General features: G+C 64.7%; 24 protein-coding genes. 7 read left to right on the top strand and 17 right to left on the bottom strand.

Annotated features, from left to right (window positions below; genetic code table 11):
- Positions 1-11: 11 nt before the first annotated feature.
- The gene (locus tag QTI68_RS08895) at positions 12-1319 is read right to left on the bottom strand and encodes a ClC family H(+)/Cl(-) exchange transporter (RefSeq protein WP_286521026.1); all 1308 of its coding nucleotides are present in this window, start codon (positions 1317-1319) and stop codon (positions 12-14) included.
- Between the two features lie 247 nt (positions 1320-1566).
- Between QTI68_RS08895 and QTI68_RS08890 the strand changes: the two genes are divergently transcribed.
- The 3 genes from QTI68_RS08890 (at position 1567) to QTI68_RS08880 (ending at position 2944) form a co-directional block, all read left to right on the top strand.
- Complete coding sequence (locus QTI68_RS08890; protein WP_286521025.1) at positions 1567-1701, top strand: hypothetical protein; 135 nt, start codon at positions 1567-1569, stop codon at positions 1699-1701.
- Position 1702: 1 nt separating this feature from the next.
- Positions 1703-2314, top strand: coding sequence for a YdeI/OmpD-associated family protein (locus QTI68_RS08885; RefSeq protein ID WP_286521023.1), 612 nt, complete (start codon positions 1703-1705; stop codon positions 2312-2314).
- A 153-nt stretch (positions 2315-2467) separates the two neighbouring features.
- Positions 2468-2944, top strand: coding sequence for a cache domain-containing protein (locus tag QTI68_RS08880; protein ID WP_286521021.1), 477 nt, complete (start codon positions 2468-2470; stop codon positions 2942-2944).
- 88 nt (positions 2945-3032) lie between these two features.
- Here QTI68_RS08880 and QTI68_RS08875 read toward each other — a convergent pair whose 3' ends face one another.
- Together QTI68_RS08875 and QTI68_RS08870 are read right to left on the bottom strand one after the other, a co-directional pair.
- Positions 3033-4367: an MFS transporter gene (locus QTI68_RS08875; RefSeq protein WP_286521020.1), complete on the bottom strand. Its 1335-nt coding sequence runs from the start codon at positions 4365-4367 to the stop codon at positions 3033-3035.
- 44 nt (positions 4368-4411) lie between these two features.
- Complete coding sequence (locus tag QTI68_RS08870; RefSeq protein WP_286521019.1) at positions 4412-4843, bottom strand: VOC family protein; 432 nt, start codon at positions 4841-4843, stop codon at positions 4412-4414.
- Positions 4844-5029: 186 nt separating this feature from the next.
- Here QTI68_RS08870 and QTI68_RS08865 point away from each other — a divergent pair, with 186 nt between their 5' ends.
- On the top strand, positions 5030-5770 hold the full coding sequence (locus QTI68_RS08865; protein ID WP_286521018.1) for a GntR family transcriptional regulator: 741 nt from the start codon (positions 5030-5032) through the stop codon (positions 5768-5770).
- Positions 5771-5840: 70 nt separating this feature from the next.
- Here QTI68_RS08865 and QTI68_RS08860 read toward each other — a convergent pair whose 3' ends face one another.
- The 8 genes from QTI68_RS08860 to badH all read right to left on the bottom strand — a co-directional run bounded on the left by QTI68_RS08860 (position 5841) and on the right by badH (position 16478).
- Positions 5841-8204 (bottom strand): mechanosensitive ion channel domain-containing protein, encoded by a 2364-nt coding sequence (locus tag QTI68_RS08860; protein ID WP_286521017.1) that lies wholly within the window; start codon positions 8202-8204, stop codon positions 5841-5843.
- Positions 8205-8623: 419 nt separating this feature from the next.
- The gene (locus tag QTI68_RS08855; RefSeq protein ID WP_286521016.1) at positions 8624-9076 is read right to left on the bottom strand and encodes a hypothetical protein; all 453 of its coding nucleotides are present in this window, start codon (positions 9074-9076) and stop codon (positions 8624-8626) included.
- A gap of 343 nt (positions 9077-9419) precedes the next feature.
- Positions 9420-11387 carry an AMP-binding protein gene (locus tag QTI68_RS08850; protein WP_286521015.1) on the bottom strand — a complete coding sequence of 656 codons (1968 nt, stop codon included), beginning with the start codon at positions 11385-11387 and terminating at the stop codon, positions 9420-9422.
- A 48-nt stretch (positions 11388-11435) separates the two neighbouring features.
- Entirely contained in the window at positions 11436-12626 is a 1191-nt protein-coding gene (locus QTI68_RS08845; RefSeq protein WP_286521014.1) for an acyl-CoA dehydrogenase, read from the bottom strand.
- Between the two features lie 9 nt (positions 12627-12635).
- Positions 12636-13796 (bottom strand): acyl-CoA dehydrogenase family protein, encoded by a 1161-nt coding sequence (locus tag QTI68_RS08840; protein WP_286521013.1) that lies wholly within the window; start codon positions 13794-13796, stop codon positions 12636-12638.
- Between the two features lie 34 nt (positions 13797-13830).
- Entirely contained in the window at positions 13831-14829 is a 999-nt protein-coding gene (locus QTI68_RS08835) for a Bug family tripartite tricarboxylate transporter substrate binding protein (protein ID WP_286521012.1), read from the bottom strand.
- Positions 14830-14863: 34 nt separating this feature from the next.
- Positions 14864-15646: a 2-ketocyclohexanecarboxyl-CoA hydrolase gene (badI, locus tag QTI68_RS08830; protein ID WP_286521011.1), complete on the bottom strand. Its 783-nt coding sequence runs from the start codon at positions 15644-15646 to the stop codon at positions 14864-14866.
- Between the two features lie 64 nt (positions 15647-15710).
- Positions 15711-16478, bottom strand: a complete 768-nt coding sequence (badH, locus tag QTI68_RS08825) for a 2-hydroxycyclohexanecarboxyl-CoA dehydrogenase (RefSeq protein ID WP_286521010.1) — start codon at positions 16476-16478, stop codon at positions 15711-15713.
- A 137-nt stretch (positions 16479-16615) separates the two neighbouring features.
- On the opposite strand from badH, the gene QTI68_RS08820 reads away from it, so the two are divergent.
- Positions 16616-17131 (top strand): MarR family winged helix-turn-helix transcriptional regulator, encoded by a 516-nt coding sequence (locus tag QTI68_RS08820; RefSeq protein WP_286521554.1) that lies wholly within the window; start codon positions 16616-16618, stop codon positions 17129-17131.
- 151 nt (positions 17132-17282) lie between these two features.
- On the opposite strand, the gene QTI68_RS08815 is transcribed toward QTI68_RS08820, so the two are convergent.
- The 4 genes from QTI68_RS08815 to QTI68_RS08800 all read right to left on the bottom strand — a co-directional run bounded on the left by QTI68_RS08815 (position 17283) and on the right by QTI68_RS08800 (position 19996).
- A complete protein-coding gene (locus tag QTI68_RS08815; protein ID WP_286521009.1) occupies positions 17283-17504 on the bottom strand; it encodes a hypothetical protein in 222 nt (73 codons plus the stop codon).
- 560 nt (positions 17505-18064) lie between these two features.
- Complete coding sequence (locus QTI68_RS08810) at positions 18065-18523, bottom strand: GAF domain-containing protein (protein ID WP_286521008.1); 459 nt, start codon at positions 18521-18523, stop codon at positions 18065-18067.
- A gap of 130 nt (positions 18524-18653) precedes the next feature.
- A complete protein-coding gene (locus tag QTI68_RS08805) occupies positions 18654-19010 on the bottom strand; it encodes a plastocyanin/azurin family copper-binding protein (protein ID WP_286521007.1) in 357 nt (118 codons plus the stop codon).
- A gap of 44 nt (positions 19011-19054) precedes the next feature.
- The gene (locus QTI68_RS08800; protein ID WP_286521006.1) at positions 19055-19996 is read right to left on the bottom strand and encodes a metallophosphoesterase family protein; all 942 of its coding nucleotides are present in this window, start codon (positions 19994-19996) and stop codon (positions 19055-19057) included.
- Between the two features lie 182 nt (positions 19997-20178).
- Here QTI68_RS08800 and QTI68_RS08795 point away from each other — a divergent pair, with 182 nt between their 5' ends.
- Positions 20179-20913, top strand: coding sequence for a hypothetical protein (locus QTI68_RS08795; RefSeq protein ID WP_286521005.1), 735 nt, complete (start codon positions 20179-20181; stop codon positions 20911-20913).
- Positions 20914-20918: 5 nt separating this feature from the next.
- Here QTI68_RS08795 and QTI68_RS08790 read toward each other — a convergent pair whose 3' ends face one another.
- Together QTI68_RS08790 and QTI68_RS08785 are read right to left on the bottom strand one after the other, a co-directional pair.
- Positions 20919-21608 carry an anti-sigma factor family protein gene (locus QTI68_RS08790; protein ID WP_286521004.1) on the bottom strand — a complete coding sequence of 230 codons (690 nt, stop codon included), beginning with the start codon at positions 21606-21608 and terminating at the stop codon, positions 20919-20921.
- On the bottom strand, positions 21595-22320 hold the full coding sequence (locus tag QTI68_RS08785; RefSeq protein WP_286521003.1) for a sigma-70 family RNA polymerase sigma factor: 726 nt from the start codon (positions 22318-22320) through the stop codon (positions 21595-21597). Before QTI68_RS08785 ends, QTI68_RS08790 begins: the two co-directional genes overlap by 14 nt.
- 101 nt (positions 22321-22421) lie before the next feature.
- On the opposite strand from QTI68_RS08785, the gene QTI68_RS08780 reads away from it, so the two are divergent.
- On the top strand, positions 22422-22934 hold the full coding sequence (locus QTI68_RS08780) for a DUF4148 domain-containing protein (protein WP_353506404.1): 513 nt from the start codon (positions 22422-22424) through the stop codon (positions 22932-22934).
- Positions 22935-22939: the final 5 nt, after the last annotated feature.

The following is a 22939-nucleotide window of genomic DNA, read 5'->3' as shown; positions in this document are numbered from 1 at the left end:
GCGGCGGCCTTCTATCCGGCGGTACGCAGTTTGCGTTCGGCCCGTTCGCGCAACAGGTCGTAGATCGGCGGGATGCCGAGCAGGTTCATCATCACCATGGCGCCAAAGCAGGCCGCCAGCATCGGCAGCAGCAAATTGACGCTGCCCGTCATCTCCACGGCCAGGCAGATGCCCGTCAGCGGCGCACGGACGACTGCGGTAAAGAATGCTGCCAGGCCGACGACGGCGTAGGCGGTCGGAGACGCGCTGTCCGGAAACCACTGCCCGTACAGCCGACCGAATACGAGGCCGATCTGCGCGCCGAGGACGAGCATCGGCGCGAACAGGCCGCCGGGCGTGCCGGCCGCATAGGAAAGGGGACCGAACGCGAAGCGGAATGCGAAGATCAGGCCGATGGTGGACAAGGATCCGGCGTTGAGCAGCGCTTGCTGCGTGAGCGAGTCTCCGCCTCCGACCCATTGGGGCGTCAGCCAACCCAGCAGGCCGACGCCGCCGCCGATCAACGCCGCCCGAGCCGCTACCGGAATCCCGTCAGCCTGATCGGCGATCGCCAGTGCGCCCATGACGGCGCGCGTGTAGGCGGCAGCCGCGAGCGCTGCAATGACGCCGAGGGCCACATGGACCGGCACCGTCGCGAAGCCCGGGAAGGCTTGCGCCGGCACGGCGAAATCCGGCTCCACGCCCACGAACACGCGCGCCACGGCGATCGCGCCCGCCGAGGCGCCCAGTGCCGCGGCTGCGGTGCGCGTGTCGAAACGCCGCAGCAGTTCCTCCAGCACGAACACAGCGCCGGCGATCGGGGCGTTGAAGGCCGTGGCGAGTCCCGCGCCCGCGCCCGCGGCGAACAGCACTCGGGCGTCGACTTGACCGCGCCGGAACAACCGGCCGATCAGGTCCGCAATCGAGTGACCCATCTGCACACTGGGCCCTTCGCGACCGAGGGCGAGGCCAGAGCCGATGGCGAGCACTCCGCCGACGAACTTGACAATGGCGGTGCGCACGGGTCGGCCCGGTTCGCCACCGTTGATCGCAGCCTCGACCTCAGGTATGCCGCTGCCTGCCGCATTCGGGGAAATCCTGCTCACCAGCGCTGCGGCAAACGCAGTCGCCGCAGCGGCGCTGGCGACGACGAGCAGAACGCCAGCGAGCCCCTGCTGATGCGCCCAGGCAATGTACTCGCCGCGCAGGGCATCGGCCCCTTGAAGCAGGAGTCTGAATACGGCGCAGACGAGCCCCGTGGCACATCCCACGAACAGCGACAGCAGCGCGAGAACCAGCGTGCCGGCTCTGCTGTCGTCCTGATCGAGATCTGGCGCCATATTGTTGTCACTCGAGGCAGTTTCTTGCCGTAGCCGCAACACGATTCGTCCTTTGGCCTCAGCCTTGGCGGGCTTCGCTGAGGCGATTTTGCAAGCTGGAGCACGTGCTGGCCTCGCTATCTGGCGACGATGAGTTTCGACGTGTTACCAATCTTGCGCCGAAGCTTGTAGGGCGCCAGCGTCGGGTGGCACTGTCAGTAGCCAGTTTCATGGTCGTGCCTGAGCTGTTCCGCTGCGAATTTCATCGATGCTGCCGAAACGCCTGATCGAAAAGGTCGCGGGCATCGTCTACGCGGCATCCAAGAACGCTGTGGACTCCGTCACGCGCGTGACCGTCCGGGTCGCGGACGGAAAATGCGAGACCGAACTCTCGAAGCGATGACATGCCCGACACGAAATCCGACACCGCTGCGACCCTTTTCAAGTCCGCGAAGGCCTTCGACGCGTGGCTGAAAAAGCACCACGCCACGTCGGACGGGCTGTGGTTGAAGATCGCGAAGAAGGGCGCCGGCGAGCCCAGTGTGACCTACCCCGAGGCTGTCGAGATCGCGCTTTGCTGGGGCTGGATAGATGGCCAGAAGAAAGGGCTCGACGACCGGCACTTCCTGCAACGCTTCACGCCGCGGCGTGCACGCAGCATCTGGTCCAAGATCAATGTGGAGAAAGTCGCCGCGTTGATCGAGGCCGGACGCATCCAGCCCGCGGGGCAGGCCCAGATCGACGCCGCGAAACATGACGGCCGCTGGGGCAAGGCCTACGACAGCGCGCGCACGTCCAGCGTGCCGGACGACCTGCAGGCCGCGCTGGAGGCAAACCCCAAGGCGAAGGCCTTCTTCGCAACGATCAGTGCGTCCAACCGCTACGCTGTGCTTTGGCGCGTTCAGACGGCGGTCAAGCCGGAGACGCGTGCCAGGCGCATCACCAAGCTGGTGGAGATGCTCGGGCATGGTGAGGTCGTGCACATCTTCAGGCCCAAGGCCAGGGCCTCAGACTGAAGATCACGCGCAGTCCCGCTTGCCGTTGCGTGTTCTCGACAGTTGACTGATCCACAAGTGAACTTCGTGCCGAGCCGTCCGTCCAATGCATTCTGCGAGTCGTTGCATGAAGCGGGCAGAGGCATTGGCCCGCGTCTTTCGTAGGAGAAATCGATGTCCAAGCAAGCCGTGATTTTCGCAATGTTGATCAACCTCGCCATAGCCAACCTCGCCACTGCCCAACAAGCTCCGCCGACATCCGACAAAGCCGCGCAGATCGAGACATTGGTCAACAAGGCCGCGGCGCTGATAGACAGCGAAGGCAAGGCAGCGTTCGCCGAGTTCCGAGTAAAGGACTCTGAGTGGTTCCACGGCGACACGTACTTGTTCGTCTACGATCTGAAGTCGGATGTCCTGTTGAACCCTGCCTTTCCGGCCCGCGAGGGGACCAAGGTCACGGGGCAGAAAGATGCCAACGGAAAGCCGTTCCATGACGCAATGATCCGAACAGCCGAAACCAAGGGCTCGGGATGGGTCGACTACATGTTCCCGAAACCCGGGCAGACCCAACCATCGCAAAAATGGGCCTACGTGAAGGCCGTCACGGTGGATGGCGTTCCGGGCTTGGTGGCTTCGGGTTTCTATCCCTGATGGAATCCTTCAACATTGATCTGAGCGTCCTTGTCATGTTCGTGTCGGATGCGACCAAGCCGTCTTCGTCTCCAGGCACGCTTCGCTCTTAGCTTGCCAATGTCGGAGCGGGCGATGCGTTCACGGCCCGTTCGTCCGGTCGACGGTTTGCTTCAGGCCCAGGACCCTCCCCAAGATACGGCCGATCGGGATGAATCAGCCAGGCAGCGATCGGACCCAGGGCGAGCATGGACATCGACATTGCAAAGACCAGCTGCCAGGAACCCGTGTGGTCGATCACCCATCCCACGATGGGCGCGGAAACGGTTGCGGCAATTGCCAGCCCGGTGTTCATGATGCCGCTCGAGGTTGCCGCATGCCGGGGTGCCAGGTCCATCGCAACGGCCCACAACGGCGCTGTCACGAGTTCGGACAGGAAGAATGCGGCGCCCAGACAGACTGCAGCGATGGTCAGCGTGGGGTTCATGAGCAATGGCACGAGAAACAGCACGGGGCTGAGGAACCCGAAGACGATCACTGAACGCCTGGCTCGACGCACATCCTTCGTGCGCCGCAGCACCATGTCGCTCAGCACGCCTCCCAACGTCGTTCCGATCACACCGCCCAGGAAGATGGCCGAGCTGAAGATTGCGGAGTGCTTGATGTCGAGCTGGTAGTTTTGCGCAAAGTACGACGGCATCCAGTTCAGGAAGAACCAGAGCGCCCACCCGTGGCAGAAGCTCACCAGCGTCGCCGGCCAGAGGGTGCGCAGCAACGGAGCCCAGCGCATGGGCGGTCGCACGTTGTACGCAGCGGTCGGCAGCAGCGCAAGCTCTTCGGGCGTGATGCCCGGATGCTTTCTGGGATCGTCGCGAAAGTACCAGGTCCACAGCACGACCCATGCGATGCTCGCGATACCCAGGATCACGAACATGACCCGCCAGGAGGTGGTGACGATCAACGCAGCAACCACAAGCGGCGCAGCCGCGTTGCCCAGCCTGGCGAACGAATGCGTGATGCCTTGAGCAAAGCCACGCCGTTGCGGTTCCACCCAGACCGCAAGCGCCTTTGCGGAGGTTGGAACGATCGCGCTTTCCCCGAGGCCCACGATGAATCGGGCCACTATCAGCCCGTAGAGGCCACCGGCGAGGCCCGTCAACAGGGTTCCCGTGGCCCATAGCACGCCACAGATCGCCAGCATCTTGTGCGCGCCGATCTTGTCGGCGACCCAACTGCCGGGGATCATCGCGACGGCGTAGACAACGGCGAAGGCGGAGAAGACGAATCCCAACTGCGAATTGCTGAGGTGCAGGTCAGAACGAATGGCCAGCGCCGCGGTGGCGATGTTGGTTCGGTCGATGTACATGACGAACGACATCGCGCAAAGAATGGCCAGCACGATCATGGAGGCCCGAACCCGCCTCTGTTTGGGTTGCTGCTGCATTTGTCTGTTCCTTGAATGACGAGCGCATCGCAGTTGGCGATGTATCAGGCAAGAACTTCGCCGTGGACGCCGGCTGCCAGCGTCTTCTTCTCCCAGCGCTCCATCGGGACGACTTCGCCCACGGGGCCGTTTGGCGAACGGAACTTGACCGGCAGATGCCCCGGCGCGGTCAGGATCTCGCCGCCATTGGCCTTGATCGAGGCGATGAACTCCTCGAGGTTTTCGACTTCCATCCCGATGTGATGGATGCAGGGTGCAGGTCCTGCGAAGTCGATCTCGTCCGAGTCCGAGCTCTCGTAGTGCAGCAGTGTCAGATCCATGTAGCCGTCGGTCAGGTGATGCGAGATGTGATCGCCGTTCTTGCCTTTGCGGCGCACGGTGTTCACGTGCTTGTAGCCAAAGACGGTCTCGTAGAAGGCACGCGTCTTCTCGACGTCGTCGACCTTGAGGGCAATGTGCTTGATGAAGTTGGGCATGAAGACTCTCCTGATGGAAGCGCACCACCGCGGCACGCTTGAGGGAAGTCTACGAACGCGCCCCGACGATGTCAATCGAATCATTCGAATGATTCATTTGATTTCACTTATTAGGGTTTGCGCTATCCTCTCGACCGATGCGACTCCGGTACGCATGCCCGAATCAACCAGGATCAGCCCGAATCGATGCAGCCCGAATCAACCAAGATCAGCCAGCCGTTGTACGAATCCGTGCGCGCGCGAGTGGTCGATCGCCTACTCTCAGGCCACTGGGCGCCAGGCGACCGCCTGCCCACGGAGCCAGAGCTTGCGTTGGAGTTCGACGTAGGCATCGGGACCATCCGCCGCGCTGTCGCGGACCTGGTCGCGGAGGGGTTGTTGATTCGACGCGCTCGACGAGGCACCACCGTCGCCAAGCACACCGACGAGCACAGCTTTGACCTGTACTTCAGCTTCGTCGATGCGGCCGGCCATCCGGTCAAGCTGACAGCACAGCTGCTGAACTTCAAAAAGGAGCGCGCCAACCCGGATGTGGCTCGCGCACTACGGCTCGAGCGAGGAGCCAAGGTCGCACGGATCGAGAATCTGCGCCTCCTGGACGACACACCCTTGATGGTCGATCGGATCTGGATTCCGCTCGATCGCTTTGTTGATCTGGACGCCGACGCGTTTGCCGCTCGGCGCACCTCCATCTACGGCTTCTATCAGGAACGCTTCGGCGTTTCCGTGGTGCGAGTCGTCGAAAACTTGAGCGCGTGCAGCGCGGGGGAAGACCTGGCCCAGCCGCTCCAGATTGCGGTCGGCGATGCGCTCCTGCGCATTGAGCGCACTGCCTACACATACAACGACTCCCCTGTTGAATTCCGGGTGCGTTACGTCAATTCGTCTGGGTGCCAGTACCAAAACGTCCGCGGACTCCAAGGATGATTCGCGGCGCCCAGGGATGCGGCTCAGGACAACCTTGATCCGGTGCTGAACATATGCATGCAGCGCTCAATCACGTCCGTGCCGATGTCCCGCCCGGCGCGGCGGTGCGTTCGCCGGGCGGAGGTGAACCTCTTGCTGCGGCCGACGGCGTGACTCCAGCCAATTCGAGCTTGCGCAGCACGGCCACACGCAACGCGTTTTGCGCCTGCAACTCGAGTTCGATGGATTCCACCCAGACCTGCAATTTGAACTCGAGCGATTTGTCGCTGAAGCCCTTGAACATGGCCATCGGCGCCGGATCGGTCAGTATCTCCGGCACTTCCCTTGCCGCTTCCATCAGCAGGGCCATCACCTGCTCTGGCTCGGAACCGCTGGGGACGCCGACATCGATGTCGTATCGCCGCCGTCGATCGGAGCGCGTCCAGTTGACCACTCCTTTCGAGACCAGGTCCGAGTTGGGCACGATGACCTCGGCCCCATGCGTGGTTCGCACGCTGGACGATCGAATGCCGATGCGCTTGATCTCCCCCAGCAAGGGGCCGATCTCGATCAGGTCGCCGACGCCGACCGGCCGCTCGACGATGAGAATCAGGCCGGATACGAAGTTGTTGACGACGCTCTGCAGACCGAACCCGATGCCCACACTCAGCGCCCCGGCCACCAGCGTCACCTTCGCCATGTCGATGCCAAGCGCGGCCAGCGCAAGCGCCGTACCGGCGATCAGCAAGACCCAGTGCGTGAACGTGGCGATGGCATAGCCGGTACCGGGCCTCAGCTGCAGCCTGGGAAAGACTTCTCGATCCAGCACGAAGCCGATCACCATGGTCAAGACCAGCGTCGCCAAGGCGATCGCGAGCGCCGCTGCAACCGCCTTGGCGGAGATCGACACCGTGCCCACTTCCAGTGCGGAGCCCATCAGCGAATCGATGGCGGACCGAAGTGCAGGCACCAGACCGAGGTTCTCCAACGTCACCAGCCCGACACCAATGACGGTCACCAGGGTGAGAACCAGGCGTACCGCGCGCAGCAGGGCCGGATCCGACGTGCGCGCACTTCGCAGCCAGCGCAGCACGGGGGTGCAGAGAATCGCGAGCACCGCGCCATACAGGACCAAGGCCGTCGTGCCGAACACCAGACTGAATCCGAGAATGCTCCCGGTGCCGGCGCGCAAGGATCGCGCAGGCCCCAGAAATCCGAAGATGACATGCCACGCAGTCGTCACCGACAAGGCGATGGCGATCAGCGCAACGATGCGCACGATGTCTGGACTCCATCTTGCGAATGCATGCTGCAGCCGGCCGCGACGCAGATCGACAGCCACCGGCACGCCGATGCTGATCGCCTGCAACAGCAGCAGGGCCCGATCGGCGATCACGCTCGCCTCGATCGAGTTGCGCAGGGAGAGAAGCGAGGTGGCCAGGGCCAGGCCATACAACGACAACGGAATCGCCGCGGCGAAAGCGCGACAAGCGATCATCGCGGCAGGGAACGGCACGATCGCGAGCAGTATCTCGTAGAAGATGGCTGGAGGATCGGGCGCCAGCCACCACAGCGACATCAGCGCGACGAGCAAGGAGGCGGCCACAGGTCGCCCGTAGGCGCGTTGCGCGGGAGCGGCGTCCTGCAGAGCCCCCTTCGTGAAGAGCCAGAACATGAACGCGAAGACGCCGAAGAACAAGCCCGCGAGACCGGTACCGTTGCGTCCCAGGTACTGGCGCAGCGAACGCCCACTCGCGCGCAATTCCGAGCTGACCAGCTGGACCTGAGAGGGTGCGGCACCGAGCTGCCAGAGCGACGATTCCTCGACCTGCATCCTTTGCAAGCGGACATGGTCCAGCCGTGCGTTGACCAGGGCACTCGCTTCAACGACCCGAAGTTGCAGAGTCAACGCGCGGGCGAGGTCCTGCAAGGTGCCGTCGCGCACCTTTCGCAGCTTGTCGTCGGCGCCGCGCAGCGTCGCCTCGACCTCCTGCGCACGTTCGATGACCGGCGCGGGAACGAGCCGATCGTGCAGGAACACAAGGCGCTCGCGCCACAGGCGGGCTTGCGTTTCGAGCTCGTTGCCATCCTGCTCGAGACGTCGAAGGATGGACGCGAGTTCGTCGACGATGGCCGAAGAATCGTCCTTCAGGTGTCGTGCCTGGTGCTCGAGCCCCAGCAATTCCATGAGTTCGGCTTGCGCGACGTTGTCCAGCGCAAGGCTGTCGAATTCGGTTTCCAGCGCCGTCGTTCGTCGTGAAAGTTCGCGCCATGCCTCGGACTGCTTGAGACGGGCAAGCGCTGCGCGCTCCATCCTCTCGCTCTTGCCGATCTGCATGATGGTGTCGGCGATCGTTGCCGCTGCAGGTGGGGCCGGAGGAGCGACTTCTGCGGCGACGGCCGATTCAGGCATGCCTGCAAACAAGGCCCAGAGCAACAGCGCGAACGCCGGCATTGGGGCCCGAATCCGGCATCGAGCCATCCGCCCGGCGCATCGAGGCGGCATGGCGAAGTTGCGCCTGCCGCCGCTGGCATCCTCGCAGACGTGCAAATCATCAGCCTCGCGCCGCATGCGGGTCCTGCATGCCCCAGAAAAATCTGAGCAGGCCGACCCGCCCCCGTGTGCATCCCGCCTGGTGTTCATTCGCGCGTCCTTTGCGTGGGCAAGGCCGGTATCAGCAGCCTCGCGCCCCTGGAGCGGGTGAATCGCAATCCGCGTGGGTTGGGTCCCACCAACCCTGAAAATCACCCGCGACCCCTAGTGGCTCCGTCGGCCCCGCGTAGCCTGCACGATAGATCCCGCGCGCGCAAGTGGCTGGCGCCTGAGCCAGGCGGACGACTACCGGACGTCCGACGACCTCGATGCATTCCATCTCAGACTCGGAGCGGTGTTGTCTGCTCGACTACTCCGCCTCGGCCAATGCTCGACCGGCTGGCGTTGACGATCAGCCCGGAGGAACCAGAATGTCCGTGCAGTTCGTAGTGAGCGAGTCGAGCGTCATGGCCAGCGAGCAGCCTCATGCCTTGGACCGAATGATCGGTGAACACCAGGTTGGGCCTGATGCGCTGCAACGTCATGACCGGGGTTTCCGAGGTTCCGTTGAGGGCCATGATCGAGTCGCCATAAATCTCGACCGTGCACAGCGATGCGTCTTCATCTGGCTTGCGGAGAGCCTTGGCGCTCTGCCCCTTCACCGACCCGACGGCTGGCGTTTCGACGGACTGACCGACGTTGGCAACGGCAACAGACCCCGCGCCCCCATCGCCCCCTCCTCCACAACCGGCAAGCAACCCCGCCAGCAACACAGAGACAAGAAAAGGAACCATGGTTCAGGTTTCCCTTGGCAATTCCACGCGCCCCTGCAGACGCCGGGATATGCGCGACGACGATGGCAAGGGCATCGGTGAGGATCGGGGTCGCCACGGCCAGCATGAAGATCGGCTTGTAGGCCCGCTTGTGCGTCAGACCGACTACGGCCAGCGTCGTGATGACAGCACCGTTGTGCGGCATCACGTCCAGGCCGGCGGTCGCGAGGCTGGCTGGCAACGCCGGTCAGGGTCTTCAGCTTCTCAGGCAGGTGCCACGAGAGGTCGATCTCCTTGAACAGCGGGCGGGCGATCCGACCCGGCGGTTGAGCCAGGGGCGGGTCCGGTGTACCTGCAAAGACCGTCAACGCCGCGCAGCGCGGATCGCCTGCACGGCTTCCGGGTTGACCAGCGTGCTCAGGTCCCCCGCGTCTTCGCCGAGCCAGGCCGAACGAACGACACGCCGCATGAGCTTCATGTTGCGGGTGCGCGGCAGGTCGGGAACGAACACCACGTCGGCTGGCTTGAAGGCGCCGCCCAGGCCCGCCGTCACCGCGGCCGACAGGACCTTGACCGCCTTGTCGCGGTCCGTATCAGGCCGTGGGACGCACAGGCAGACCACGGCCGTGCCCTTGATGGGGTCGGGGACACCGATGGTGACCGCGTCCTCCAGCAGTCCCGTGCCCATCAGCAGCGCCTCGATTTCCGCGGGGCCGGTGCGTTTGCCGGCGATCTTGAGCGTGTCGTCCGAGCGCCCGTGCACGTACCACATGCCATCGGCGTCACGACTTGCGAAGTCGCCGTGCACCCACAGGTCCGGCAGGCGCGACCAGTAGCTTTCCAGGTAGCGCTCGCGGTCGTGCCACAGGCCGCGTGTGAGGCCGATGGTGGGCGTGCGCATCACCAGCTCGCCAGTGACCCCCACGCCGACGGAAGCGCCATTGCTGGCGTCGACCACGTCGGCGCCGGTGCCCGGCACGGCCCCCGCAAAGGCACAGGGCTTGAGCGGATGGATCACGGTGCCGGTCAGGATGCCGCCCATCTCCGTGCCACCCGAGAAGTTGAGCAGCGGTACACGACGCTGTCCTACGCGCTCGAAGGTCCAGTGCCAGGCTTCGGGCGTCCAGGGCTCGCCGGTGGAAATCATCACGCGCAGCGCGCTGAGGTCGCGCTCGGCCAGGGCGGCGTCCGGCAGCGACATCGACAGGCGCGCGATCGTCGGCGCCAGGCCCAGGTAGGTGACGCGATGGCGTTCGACCAGCCGCCAGAGGCGGTCGGGTTGCGGATAGTTGGGCGCGCCTTCGGCCAGCACCACCGTGGCGCCGACGAGCAGGCCGCCGAACACGAGCATCGGTCCGACGAGCCAGCCCATGTCCGACATCCAGAGGAAGCGGTCCCCGGCCTTGAGGTCCATGCAGATCGAAAGGTCCAGCGCCGTCTTGATCGGAAAGCCGCAGTGCGAATGCACGACGCCTTTTGGTTTGCCGCTGGTGCCCGAGGTGAACATCAGCAGGAAGGGATCGTCGGCCGGCATGGCTTCCGTCGCCACGTCGGCCACACCCTCGGGCGCGCCTGCGGTGAGTTCGTCCCACCAGTGATCGCGCCCCTGCGTCCAGTCGTGCGGAGCCGCGAGATGGCGCAGGACGACGACGTGACGCACGCCCGGGCAGTGCGCCAGCGCGACATCGACGACGCTCTTCGCCCCGACCGGCTTGCCACGACGCGCGGAGCCGTCGACGGTGATGACGGCCACCGCCCGGCCGTCGTTCAGGCGTTGTGTGATGGCGTCCGCACCGAAGCCCGAGAACATCGGCAGCACGATGGCGCCGATCTTCGCCACGGCCAGCATGGCAGCGGCAGCATGCGGCAGGTTGGGCAGGTACATGCCGACGACGTCACCGCGTCCGATACCGAGGCTGCGCAGGCCCCAGGCGAGGCGGCAGGTCTCGCGGTCCAGATCGGCGAAGGTCCACGTGCTGACTGCACCGTCTTCGCCTTCCCACACCAGCGCCGGCTGTCCGTAGGGCTCGGTGCCGCGCCGCCGGTCGAGGCAGTTGAGCACCACGTTCGTCACGCCGCCCACGCACCAGTGAGCAAAGGGAAGCCCCTCGCTCACGTCCAGCACCCGCTCGTACGGACGTTCGAACCGGTAGTCGAGGAAGCGGATCAGCTCGTCGTGAAACCAGCTCGGGTCCAGGCTCGCGCGCTCGTTGAGCGCCTCGAAGCTGTCGACGCCCAGCGCACGCATGAAGCGGGTCAGGTTGGCCTCTTCGACCATCGTCGCGTCGGGGCGCCAGACAACGCCGGGGGAAGTGGAAGGATCGATTTGCATGATGTGCAGTCCCATCAAAAGGGGAGAAACGAGGCGGTGGCCACGCCTTCAGTTGAACGCGGCGATGCCGGTGATCGCACGGCCGAGGATCAGCGCATGCACATCGTGCGTGCCCTCATAGGTGTTGACCACCTCGAGGTTGACCAGGTGGCGCGCCACCCCGAACTCGTCGCTGATGCCGTTGCCGCCGAGCATGTCGCGTGCGACGCGGGCGATGTCCAGCGCCTTGCCGCAACTGTTGCGCTTCATGATCGAGGTGATCTCCACGGCGGCCGTGCCCTCGTCCTTCATGCGGCCCAGACGCAGGCAGCCCTGCAGGCCGAGCGAGATGTCGGTCAGCATGTCGGCGAGCTTCTTCTGGATCAGCTGATTCGCCGCGAGCGGACGGCCGAATTGCTTGCGGTCCAGCACATACTGGCGTGCGCGCTGGTAGCAGTCTTCGGCCGCGCCCAGGGCACCCCAGGCAATGCCGAAGCGCGCGCTGTTCAGGCAGGTGAACGGGCCCTTCAGACCGCGCACTTCTGGGAAGGCGTTGTCCTCGGGGCAGAACACCTCGTCCATCACGATCTCGCCGGTGATGCTGGCGCGCAGCCCGACCTTGCCGTGGATGGCCGGTGCCGACAGGCCCTTGGCGCCCTTGTCGAGCACGAAGCCGCGGATCGCGCCTTCGTCGTCCTTGGCCCAGACGACGAACACATCGGCGATCGGGCTGTTGCTGATCCACATCTTGCTGCCGCTGAGGCTATAGCCACCCGGCACCTTCTTTGCCCGGGTGATCATGCTGCCGGGGTCCGAGCCGTGGTTCGGTTCGGTCAACCCGAAGCAGCCGATCCATTCGCCCGAGGCGAGCTTGGGCAAGTACTTCTGCTTCGTGGCCTCGTTGCCGAATTCGTTGATCGGGACCATCACCAGCGAGGACTGCACGCTCATCATCGAGCGGTAGCCCGAGTCCACGCGCTCGACTTCGCGCGCGATCAGGCCGTAGGCGACGTAGTTCAGCCCGGTGCCGCCATAAGCCTCGGGAATCGTCGGCCCGAGCAGGCCGAGCTCGCCCATCTCGCGAAAGATCGCGGGATCCGTCTTCTCCTGGCGGAACGCCTCCTGCACGCGCGGCAGCAGCCGCTCCTGGCAGTAGGCGTGCGCCGCATCGCGGATCGCGCGTTCGTCGTGCGTGAGTTGCCCGTCGAGCGCAAGCGGGTCGTCCCAGGCGAAGGTGGGATGCGCGGAAGTCTTGGCCATGTCGGTCTCCTAGTCCTGGTTCATCAGCTCGCGGCCGACGATGATTTGCTGAATTTGCGTAGTGCCTTCGTAGAGGCGGAGAAGCCGGACGTCGCGGTAGAAGCGCTCCACCGGGTACTCGTTGATGTAGCCGGCGCCGCCGTGGACCTGCACGCCGCGGTCAGCCACGCGGCCAGCCATCTCGGTGCAGAACAGCTTGGCGCACGACACGCGCATCGAAACGTCCGGGTCCGAGACATGCGGCGGTTTGCGGTCGAAGCGCTCGGCCACCTCGCGCACCAGGGCCCAGCCGGCGAGCAGCTCGGCCTGGCTGTCGGCCAACATGGCCTGGATCAGCTGGAACTCGCCCAGGCGCTTGCCGAACTGCTTGCGTTCGCGTGCGTAGCGGGTCGATTCGTCGAGCACGCGCTGCGCGATGCCACAGGCCACCGCCGAGATGTTCAGGCGCCCGCGGTCGAGCACCTTCATCGCGGTCTTGAAGCCCTGGCCAGGGACGCCGCCGATGATGTTGGCCGCCGGAACGCGCGCGTTCTCGAGGACGACGTCGCAGGTCATCGTGCCGCGCTGGCCCATCTTCTTGTCCTTCTTGCCGAGCTTGATGCCGGGCAGGTCCGCGGGAACGATGAAGGCCGAGACGCCGGATGCACCCGGGCCACCGGTGCGCGCCATCAGCGTGAAGGCGCCGGCGCGCGGTGCGTTGGTGATGAAGCGCTTGGTGCCGTTGAGCACGTAGTGGTCGCCGTCGAGGTCGGCCCTGGTCTTCAGCGAGGCGGCGTCCGAGCCGGCATCGGGCTCGGTGAGCGCGAACGACATGACCAGTTCGCCACTGGCAACGCGCGGCAGGTAGTCCGCCTTCTGGTCGGGCGTGCCGTCCATCAGGATGCCCTGGGAGCCGATGCCGATGTTGGTGCCGAACACCGAGCGAAAGGCCGGCGCGGTGCGGCCCAGCTCGAAGTTGACCTGCACCTCCTGGCTGACCGACAGGCCGATCCCACCGAACTCCTCCGGCACGGTAAGGCCGAACAGGCCCATCTCCTTCATGGCGTCGACCAGTTCCGGCGGGACTTCGTCGTGCTCCTCCAGGTGGTTCTCGGCGGGTACCAGCTGCTCGCGCACGAAGCGCTGCACGGTGGACAGCAGGATGTCGAACGATTCGTTGTCGAGGGCCATGGTTGTGCTCGCTTTGCGTCGATGGGCTGCTCGGTCACTCGACGACGATGTTGCGGTCCTTGATGAGGGTCGACAGGATCTTGTCCTCGTCGGCCAACAGCTTGCGAAACCCGGGTTGCGCCAGCGGCACCGGCTCGGCGCCGAGGCTGTTGAAGCGCTCTTTGAGCGCCGGCGCCGCCAAGGCCTTGGTGAGTTCGCGGGACAGGCGCTCGGTGATGTCGGCGGGCAGGTTCTTCGGCGCCCAGACGCCGAACCAGATGTCCAGGCTGGCGTTCTTGATGCCGAGGTCGGCGTAGGTGGGCGCGTCGGGGAAGAAGGGCGACTTGCGGTCGCTCGCTACGCCCAGCAGCTTGACCTTGCCGGCCTTGATGTGCGGAAAGGCGATGCCTGGGTCGAAGGCGAAGTCCGCCTGCCCGGCCATCACGTCTTGCAGGGCGGGCGCGGATCCGCGGTAAGGCACGTGGGTAATAGCAGCGCCCGTGCTCTGCTTGAACAGTTCACCGGCCAGGTGGGGCGCCGTGCCGGTGCCTGACGATGCGTAGTTCAGCGTGCCAGGCTGGGACTTCGCGAGCGCGACGAGGTCCTTGATGTTCTTGGCCTCGATCGTGGGCTTGGCCACCACGTACATCTGCATGCGGCCAATGCCCATCACCGGCGTGAGGTCGCGCGAAGGCAGCAGATTTGACTTGAACAGGTAGGGGTTGGCCGTCTCGACCGAAGTCGGCGCAACCAGGATGGTGTAGCCGTCCGCAGCGGCTCGGACCACTTCGGCGGCGCTCAGGTTGCCGCTGGCACCGGGCTTGTTGTCGACGATGACCGGCTGGCCCAACGATTCGGTGAGCGCCTGCGCCAGGGCGCGGGCCATGACGTCGGTGCCACCGCCAGGGGCGAACCCGACCACCAGCCGAATGGGCTTGGTGGGCCAGGCCGTCTGCTGGCTCGCCGCGGGCAGGCTCGCTCCGGCCAGCAGCGCTGCTGCACAGGCTGCAAGCAAGCGGCGTTGCTTGAAGTGGGAAGTGGATTGCGAAATCATGGCTGTCTCCTGGTCGTTGTCTTCGGGGCCGCGGTTACTTGGCGTATTTCCTGAACTCGGGCTTGCGCTTGTCCTTCAGCGCGTTCACGCCTTCGCGCGACTCCTCGGTGTCGTAGTACAGCTTGAGCGCGTACATGCCCAGGCCGGCGATGCCGCTCTGGTGCGCGGTGTCGGCGTTGAAGCTGCGCTTGGCGATGGCGATGGCCGTCGGGCTGCGCTCGCAGATGGTCTCGGCCCACTCCTGCACCGTCTCATCGAGCTTCTCGGGCGGCACGCAGATGTTGGCCAGGCCCATGGCCACGGCCTCCTGGCCCGAGTAGCGCTTGTTGAGGTACCAGATCTCGCGGGCCTTCTTCTCGCCGACGACGCGTGCGAGGAAGGCGGTGCCGTAGCCCGGATCGACCGAGCCCATCTTCGGGCCGACCTGGCCGAAGATGGCCTTCTCGGAGGCGATCGTCAGGTCGCAGATGGTGCACAGCACGTTGCCGCCGCCGATCGCGAAGCCCTGCACCCGCGCGATCACCGGCTTGGGCACGTCGCGGATGGCGGTGTGCAGCTCTTCCATCGGCAGGCCGATGGTGCCGCGGCCGTCGTAGTTGCCGTTGTGCGCGGACTGGTCACCGCCGGTGCAGAAGGCCTTCTCGCCGGCGCCGGCCAGCACGATGGCGCCGACCTCGCGGTCGTAGCCGGCCCGGTTGAGCGCGCGGATGATCTCGTCGCAAGTCTGGCCGCGAAACGAGTTCATCTTCTCGGGCCGGTTGATCGTGATCCAGGCGACGCCGTTGCGGTTCTCGTACAGGATGTCTTCGAATTCCATGATGGTCTTTCAGATGCGTGGGGTGGTTGAGCGGCTTCGGTCGATGAAGCAGGAAGGAACGGCCTCAGCCGTTCATCGTCAGGCCGCCCGATACGCTGAGCACCTGGCCGGTAACGAAGGCGGCGTCGTCGCTGGCGAAGAAAAGGATCGCGCCGGGCAGGTCGTCGGGCTGGCCGATGCGGCCCAGCGGAATGGAGCGCGTGAACGCTTCCATCAGCTTTTCGGGGTTGCCGGCGCCTTCCTTGTAGTCGGCGAACAAGGCGGTGTCGGTCGGCCCTGGGCAGACGACGTTCACGGTGATGCCGTGGCGGGCGTGTTCGCGGGCGATGGTCTTGGAAAACGCCACCAAGCCGCCCTTGCAAGCCGCGTATACCGCCTCGCCCGAAGAGCCGACACGCGCTGCATCGGACGCGATGTTCACGATGCGTCCTGCCTTGCGTGCCGCCATGCCGGGCAATACCGCGTGATGCATGTTTAGTGCACCCGTCAGGTTGATCGCGATCAGCTTGTCCCACTGCGCCGGCTCGGTCTTGGTGAACGGCTTGAACACGTCCCAGCCGGCGTTATTGACGAGCACGTCGATCGGACCCAGGTCTTGCTGCGTGGCCTCCACCGCCTGGTCGACGCTTGCGCGGTCGGTGATGTCGCAGCGGAACGCCTGCGCCTGCCCGCCCTCATCCCGGATACCGGAGGCGACCTTCTCGGCGGCCTCCAGGTTCATGTCATACACGGCGACCTTGGCGCCCTCGCGTGCAAAGCGCCGGCAGGTTGCCCCGCCGATACCGCCGCCACCGCCGGTGACCACCACTGTCTTGCTTTCGAATTTCCGCATCAGGTTCTCCATCAGGTTTGAAGCTTGCTATCGTCGACGCATCGTCGCTGAACGCAGCCCTAGATATGTCAACATGTTGACGTATTATGCGTCCTATGGCGCCATTCATGCAAGTCATTAAAAACAGAAAACAATCTATGGTTTACCCTGAAACTGCAGATGAGAATGCAAGGATCGATCTGGCCAACCGAGTGTTCTTCCGTTTGTATCAATGTGCCAATATGTTGCACAAAACAGGAACGAAGGCGGTCGAGTCTGAAGGCCTGACGACACAGCAGTGGGCCGTGCTCGGCGCGCTATCCAGGCCGGCTGTAGGTGGAGGCATGAGCGTGGGTGACCTGGCGCGCTACCTCAAAGTCAGCAGGCAGAACCTCTCTGGACTGCTCAGCCGCATGGAACGGGACGGCCGAATCACGACCGCGGCCGACGAGCGCGACCGCCGGTCGCGTCTCGTGTCAATGACCGCGGCAGGGATGCGCGTGTGGCAGGACGAGGCCTTGCCGAAAATCCACGGCTACTACGAGCGGGTGCTTGAGGGGTTCTCCGTGAACGACATCACCCATACCCTGCACTACTTGCTCAAGCTTCTGGACAACATGCAAATGGTTGATGATCGCCAAGGAGGTGGCGACGAGGCAGGTGTAGACCGCTGACGTAGCCACGACAAACGCAAACGACCGCGATCGGTCCTCCCCTGCCCCCACAAGCGACGGTAGTACGTCGTGTGTGCAGCAGCGGAGGCGTCCTTCGCAACGCGACGGCCTACGACTCAGATCGACCAGGAGCGGATACTCGTTCGGCCCCTCAGCCGCCTTTCGCGAATCCTGACGACGGGGTGTCAGAAGATGCGATGGCGTTCTCATCTATCTGGGCCAATAGGGCCTTGTCCAGAACTGGCTGCAGGCCTCCGAGCAGCCTTACCTGGGCCGCAAGTACGATAGTACGGTGCAGTTCCATGGGAAGCAGGATGCGGCCATTCAGATACTCGTGGACCAGCGATTCGGCGGCAAAGAAGGAAAGAGGCATGAGGTGGTCCTTCGCGCAATTTGTCCGCGGTCGCCATCGGTCGCTTGAATGCGGGCGCTGTCGGAGTCTGAACAGGCCTGGCAATCTCTGAGGCCATTGTCCGACCAACTCGTGCGGAACGCCTTTGATATCGGGACGCCTGCTGCTCGTGCGCTCTCGAAGTCCGAGAAATTTTCCCATGAGACGGCAGCGCTGCTGGGGCCAAGCGGGCTGATGACAACGGATGGCTCACCTCCGCGCGGCGGCATTAAGGCAGACCAAGGCCTTGCCCTGGTGGCTTGCAGTCGGTGCGCCGAAGCATAGTCTGAGGTAGCCCACGTCCCGCGCATCTCCCCTACGGTCGATGTTCGAATGAACTGCCTCTGCCAATGGTGGTTCACGTTCGTTTACCGGAGCCAAGAGATATTGAGCGCCCCTGAACGACATGCGCGCTTGATATGCGTCAAAAACTCGCGCTGGCGATTTGTAAGCGGTAGGTCCATAGAAAGGCGAGGCCGCGCTGAGGCCTGTCCCTGCAACGTCGTCTCGGCAGGTCCATCTCTAGGCCTCGCCAAGAGGGCTCAGCGCTCGATGAGATAGCCTGGGAGCAGTTGGGCTGCGCCCCTCAATAGCTCGAACTCCTCGTCCGAAAGCGGATGCTTTTTTACATCGAAGTGGCTGAGCGTGCCCCACAGTTTTCCAGTGGTGCCAAGGAGAGGAACGCTGTGGTAAGAAACGACCAGGCCCTGGTAGGGGTGGCCCTTGAGCCTCAGGTCGGCTGCCGAGTCATCTGTCCGGAAGAAACCATCCCGGACCACAAACTGGCAATAGCTTTGGTCGAAGGGTATGACAGCCAGATACGCGGGCCGCCTCTTGAGCTCCTTGTCGTGCAAGAACGCGTTATGAAGAAACGGCCCGTCCAGCCGGTAGACGGCCGTGTAACGGTGCGGCACATTGGCATTGAGGTACGCAAGCGCAGCGGAAATCCCGCCGGTTGCCAGCGCCTGAGAAACCGCGTCGATACTGCGAACGAGGTCCATCTTCGAATGGTAGCAAGGCTCTGCTCAAGTGCGCTCGGGTTATCCCTGCACCGACTTGCGCGAGCTGACGTCCACCCCCCATCGGTCGATGTCGGACGAGTGCCACGCAGCCTGGCCTCGAATCGACGATCTACTTGTGCACATGGACAACGCCGGTCATGAACGGATGCACGGTGCAGTAGTAGGCGTAGTCCCCCTCCTTGGAAAACGTGACGTCGTACCGATCGTCCGTATCCATTGCTTTCGAGGCCATGACCTTTTCCTGGCCCTGCACGCTGGCAACCGTGTGCGGCACTTCGTCATGGTTGATCCAGCGCACCGTGGATCCGGGCGCGACCGTGATCTCCTTCGGGCCGAAGGTGAACTTGCTGACGTCGACGGTCGTCGGCGCGCCGGCGGCAATGGCCGCCGACGCGGCGCCCAGTGCGACGCAAGTGACCAACACAAACAGCGCGCTTCGATGCTCTACGAGAAATGGACGGAACATGGTGCAGCTCCTGGAAATGAAACTGGAATGAAGAGGCGACGGGTTCAGCCTTCGAGCGGCCGGTCGACGATGGCAAGCTCGGTCTTGCCGCGCAAGACGCTCACTTGCCGCGTGCCGAGCAACTTGCCGAGTTCACCGGCGGGCACTTTCACGGGGCCGGGCTCGCCGATCCCCTCCTGACCCGGCGTGGGCAACGGGTAGGCGAGCGACATCGCCGTGTGAAGCACGACGCTGCCCTCGACCTTCTGCAGCACCTGGTGGATGTGTCCGTTGAGCACGGTGACCGAGCCGTACCGGCGCAGCAGCGCCATCGCCTGGGCAGAATCGGCCGTTCCCCAGCCCCAGGGCTCCCACACTGTCCAGAGCGGGATGTGCGCCATGACGACGATGGGCGTGGAGTGCGAGACTCCTGCGAGATCGCTCCTGAGCCACGCGAGTTGCTCGTCGCCCAGTGCAGCCAGCGTACCCGCCTTGAAATTCAGCACGTTGTTCAGTCCGACGAAGTGCACACCGCCCTGATCGAAGCTGTACCAGGCGCGCCTCATGCCGTCGTGGTCAAAGAACTTCAGGTAGCCGGTGACGCCATCGTCGATCGTGTCGTGCTCGCCCGGAACGGTATGAACGCGGTCGACGCGAAGCTCCTTGAGGATGTCCTTGGCAGTGCCGAACTCTTCAGGCTTCGACAAGTGGCTGACATCCCCCGTGTGCACGACGAATGCCGGGGCCCGGGGCAACGCATTGATGTCGGCGATGGCATGCCGCAGGCTGCCTGCGACATCGGGATTGGCCTCCCTGTGAAACCCGATGTGGGTGTCGCTGATCTGGACGAAGGTCAACGCATCGTTCGAAGTGCCGGGCGGCATGCCGCTACCGGTCGCACCGAGAGCGCGCGGTACGCCGCCGCTCACAGTCCAGACGACGGCGGCGCCGCCCCATGCGGAAAGACAACCGAGGGCCCGACGTCGGCCCGGATCGTGGGTGTTCATGAACTGCTCCTGTCGAAGGGTTGAAGATCGTTGCAGGAGGCATTACGAGGATCGGCAGGGATATATTCCCGCCGATGTGCAAATTCCGCGAGTGCGCACTCGCGCACTCGGGCAATGGCGCACGGAACAGATTCCGTCCAGCGGAGTCAACGCCTTGTGTGTGTCGACAACTGGACTCTCATATGCCCTTCACTGCCCGTCACCTGCGCCTGGCTTCGGGACTGGTGCTCATGAGCTACATCTCGCTTCACCTGTTCAACCACATGCTGGGCATCGTGTCTCTGCCGCTCGCGGAAGCAGGGCTGCGCCTGTCGATCCGGCTGTGGCAAAGCACGCCGGGCACGATGGCGCTGTACGGGGCATTTGCACTGCATTTCTCGCTCGCACTGCGCACGATCTACCTGCGCCGAGACTGGCAGTTGCCGGCCACGGAGTGGCTGCGTCTCTGGTCGGGCTTCAGCCTTCCCTTGCTGCTGATCGGCCATGCCGTGAACACCCGGCTTGCGACGTCCTTCTACGACTTCCAGCCTAGCTACGAAAAGATCATCGCCGGACTGATCAACGGCGGCTCGCAGGGGTGGCAGGTCGCCCTGCTCGCGCCCGGCTGGGTGCATGGTTGCCTGGGCCTGTGGATCTCGGTGCGTCATCGGGTTGCGTCGCGCCGCACCCGGGCCGCACTGGCCGCGGTTCTCGTCGCGGTACCGCTGCTCTCGGCGACGGGCTTCGTGCGCATGAGCCGCAGCATCGAAGCGCGCGAGGCCATTCTCACGACCCACGCGGCAGAAGCACGCCCGCGTGCGGCGGCGCTGGCGTCATGGCGTCACGCGCTGCTGGGCACCTACCTGTTGCTGCTTGCAGGCTCCTTCATCGCGGGCCGATGGCGCGATGCGAAGCGATCCGATTCGGCGGCGCCATGACGCGGCTATCCGCCGTCAGGCGCTGCCATGTGTTTGCGTACCAACCCGGCAAAGGTCTGCAACTCAGGCGCGTTCATGTCCGACACGGCCCACGCCTGCATGCCGGCCTGTCGCCAGTGCACGATGTTGTAGCCCTGTCGCGCGAGCAATTCGGGCGCAGCCGACCCGCCGTCCGGCGCCGGCCACACGAACAGGTTGATGACATGCGGCCCGGCCTGGTAGACGAGCGCAGCGACGGACTGGCCGTCCAGGTAGTCCAGCCGTCCGCCGGTCAGCGGGAAGCCTGAGGTCGCAAGGTCGATGACCGGCGGAGAGAAGTCGAGCTTGCCTGCAAACCACGGCTTGACGGTGTGGTGGTCGGACGAGGCAACGTCCATCAGGTGAGCCCCCATCAGCGAGCGCACATGGCTGTCCGTCACGGCTTCGCGCGTCACGTCCTGCGTGGGCACCACGAGCACACTGAATGCAATGCCCCAGGCGGTCGCGGCACCGGCGCCGTAGACGGCCACCGCCTCCAGCCAACGACGCCAGCGTGCCGCCACAGGCAGGGCCGGAGAAGCTTTTGGCGCAGGCGCAGGCAAGGCCGCTGCCCGCACATCGCTCAGGATGCGCACGGCCAGCCCCGCAGGCGGCGTATGTCGCGTGGCCTGGCGCCGGATCAGCGTGCCGAGCGCGTCGTCTTCAGGCGATTGCATCGCGTCTCCTTGCTGCAGTCGGGGTGCGGTGCTCCTCGCATAGCGACTTGCGCAGCAGCGCGCGGGCGCGCGACAGTCTCGACATCACGGTGCCGATCGGGATGCCCGCGACCCGCGCAATGTCTTCGTACGGCATTTCCTCCAATTCGCGCAGCACGATCACTTCGCGGAATGCCGGCGCCAGCGCCTCGATCGCCGCATTCACGCGCTGGCCGCGGGCGTGCTGGTCCCACAGCACGGCAGGATCGACGCCGAGGTCGGCCGACGAACCCGTGGCCGATTCGCCGATGTCGCTGTCGCGCGTCTCGTCGAACTCGACCTGATCGCCCAGTCGGCGGCGCTCCCGCATGCTGTCGTAGCAGGCGTTGCGCACGATGCCCATCAGCCACGGTCGGGCATCTTCGCCTCGCAAGTCGTCGAAGAAACGCAAGGCGCGCAGATAGGCCTCTTGCACTGCATCTTCGGCCTGCTGCCCATCGCGCAACAGCCAGCGTGCAAGGTTGTAGGCGGCGGGCAGGTGCGTCAAGGTGGCAGCCTCGAACTGACGGGTACGGTCGGTCACGGTCCATGCATGACGGCAACCGTCGCCGAAATATTCCCGAGCCCGCACGCCCCACATGCCATGTCGAAGGCCAGGAATATTTCGCAAACGGGCGCCGTACTGCATCACGAGGCCGAAAGGCTCAACCGCGGCACAGGTGGTGCCATTCAAGCCAGGAGATCGACATGCGTACATTCGAACCCACAATCGCCCCCCGGACGGGAAGCTCACAAACGACGCGCCGCCGGAACTTCGCTCGCGCCACGTCCGCCTTGTTCCTTCTCGCCGCACTCGGTGCAGCCGCCCATGCCGACGGCGGCATGACACGTGCGCAGGTCAAGGCCGAACTGGCCGAGGCCATGCGAACCGGCAACATGCTCGCCGCCGGCGAAAGCGGCATGACCCTCAGGGAGTTGAACCCGCAGCGCTATCCTGCGCCGGTGGTCGCACTCGGCAAGTCACGCGCCGAGGTCAAGATGGAACTTGCCGACGCCATCCGGACCGGCGACATCTTGGCCAACGACGAGAGCGGCCTGAGGGTCAACGAGGAGTTTCCGCAGCGCTTCCCGGCGCAGGTCGTTGCAGCAGGAAAGTCACGCGCCGAAGTCAAGGCCGAGTTGGCCGAAGCGATCCGTACCGGCGACATGCTCGCGAACGATGAAAGCGGCCTGAAGCTCAACGAAGAGCTCCCGCGGCACTACGCCAAGGCACGCGCGGCACAAGCCGGATCGCCCCGGCTGATGACCGCCGAGGCGCCTTCGGCTGCAGGCCGCGCTGCCCAGTGATGCGG

It is taken from the genome of Variovorax sp. J31P207 (genome assembly GCF_030316965.1).
In the GTDB taxonomy this organism is placed as follows: domain Bacteria; phylum Pseudomonadota; class Gammaproteobacteria; order Burkholderiales; family Burkholderiaceae_C; genus Variovorax; species Variovorax ginsengisoli_B.
Note: the sequence above shows the minus strand (reverse complement) of the source record. Positions and strands in the feature narration are given on the sequence as shown.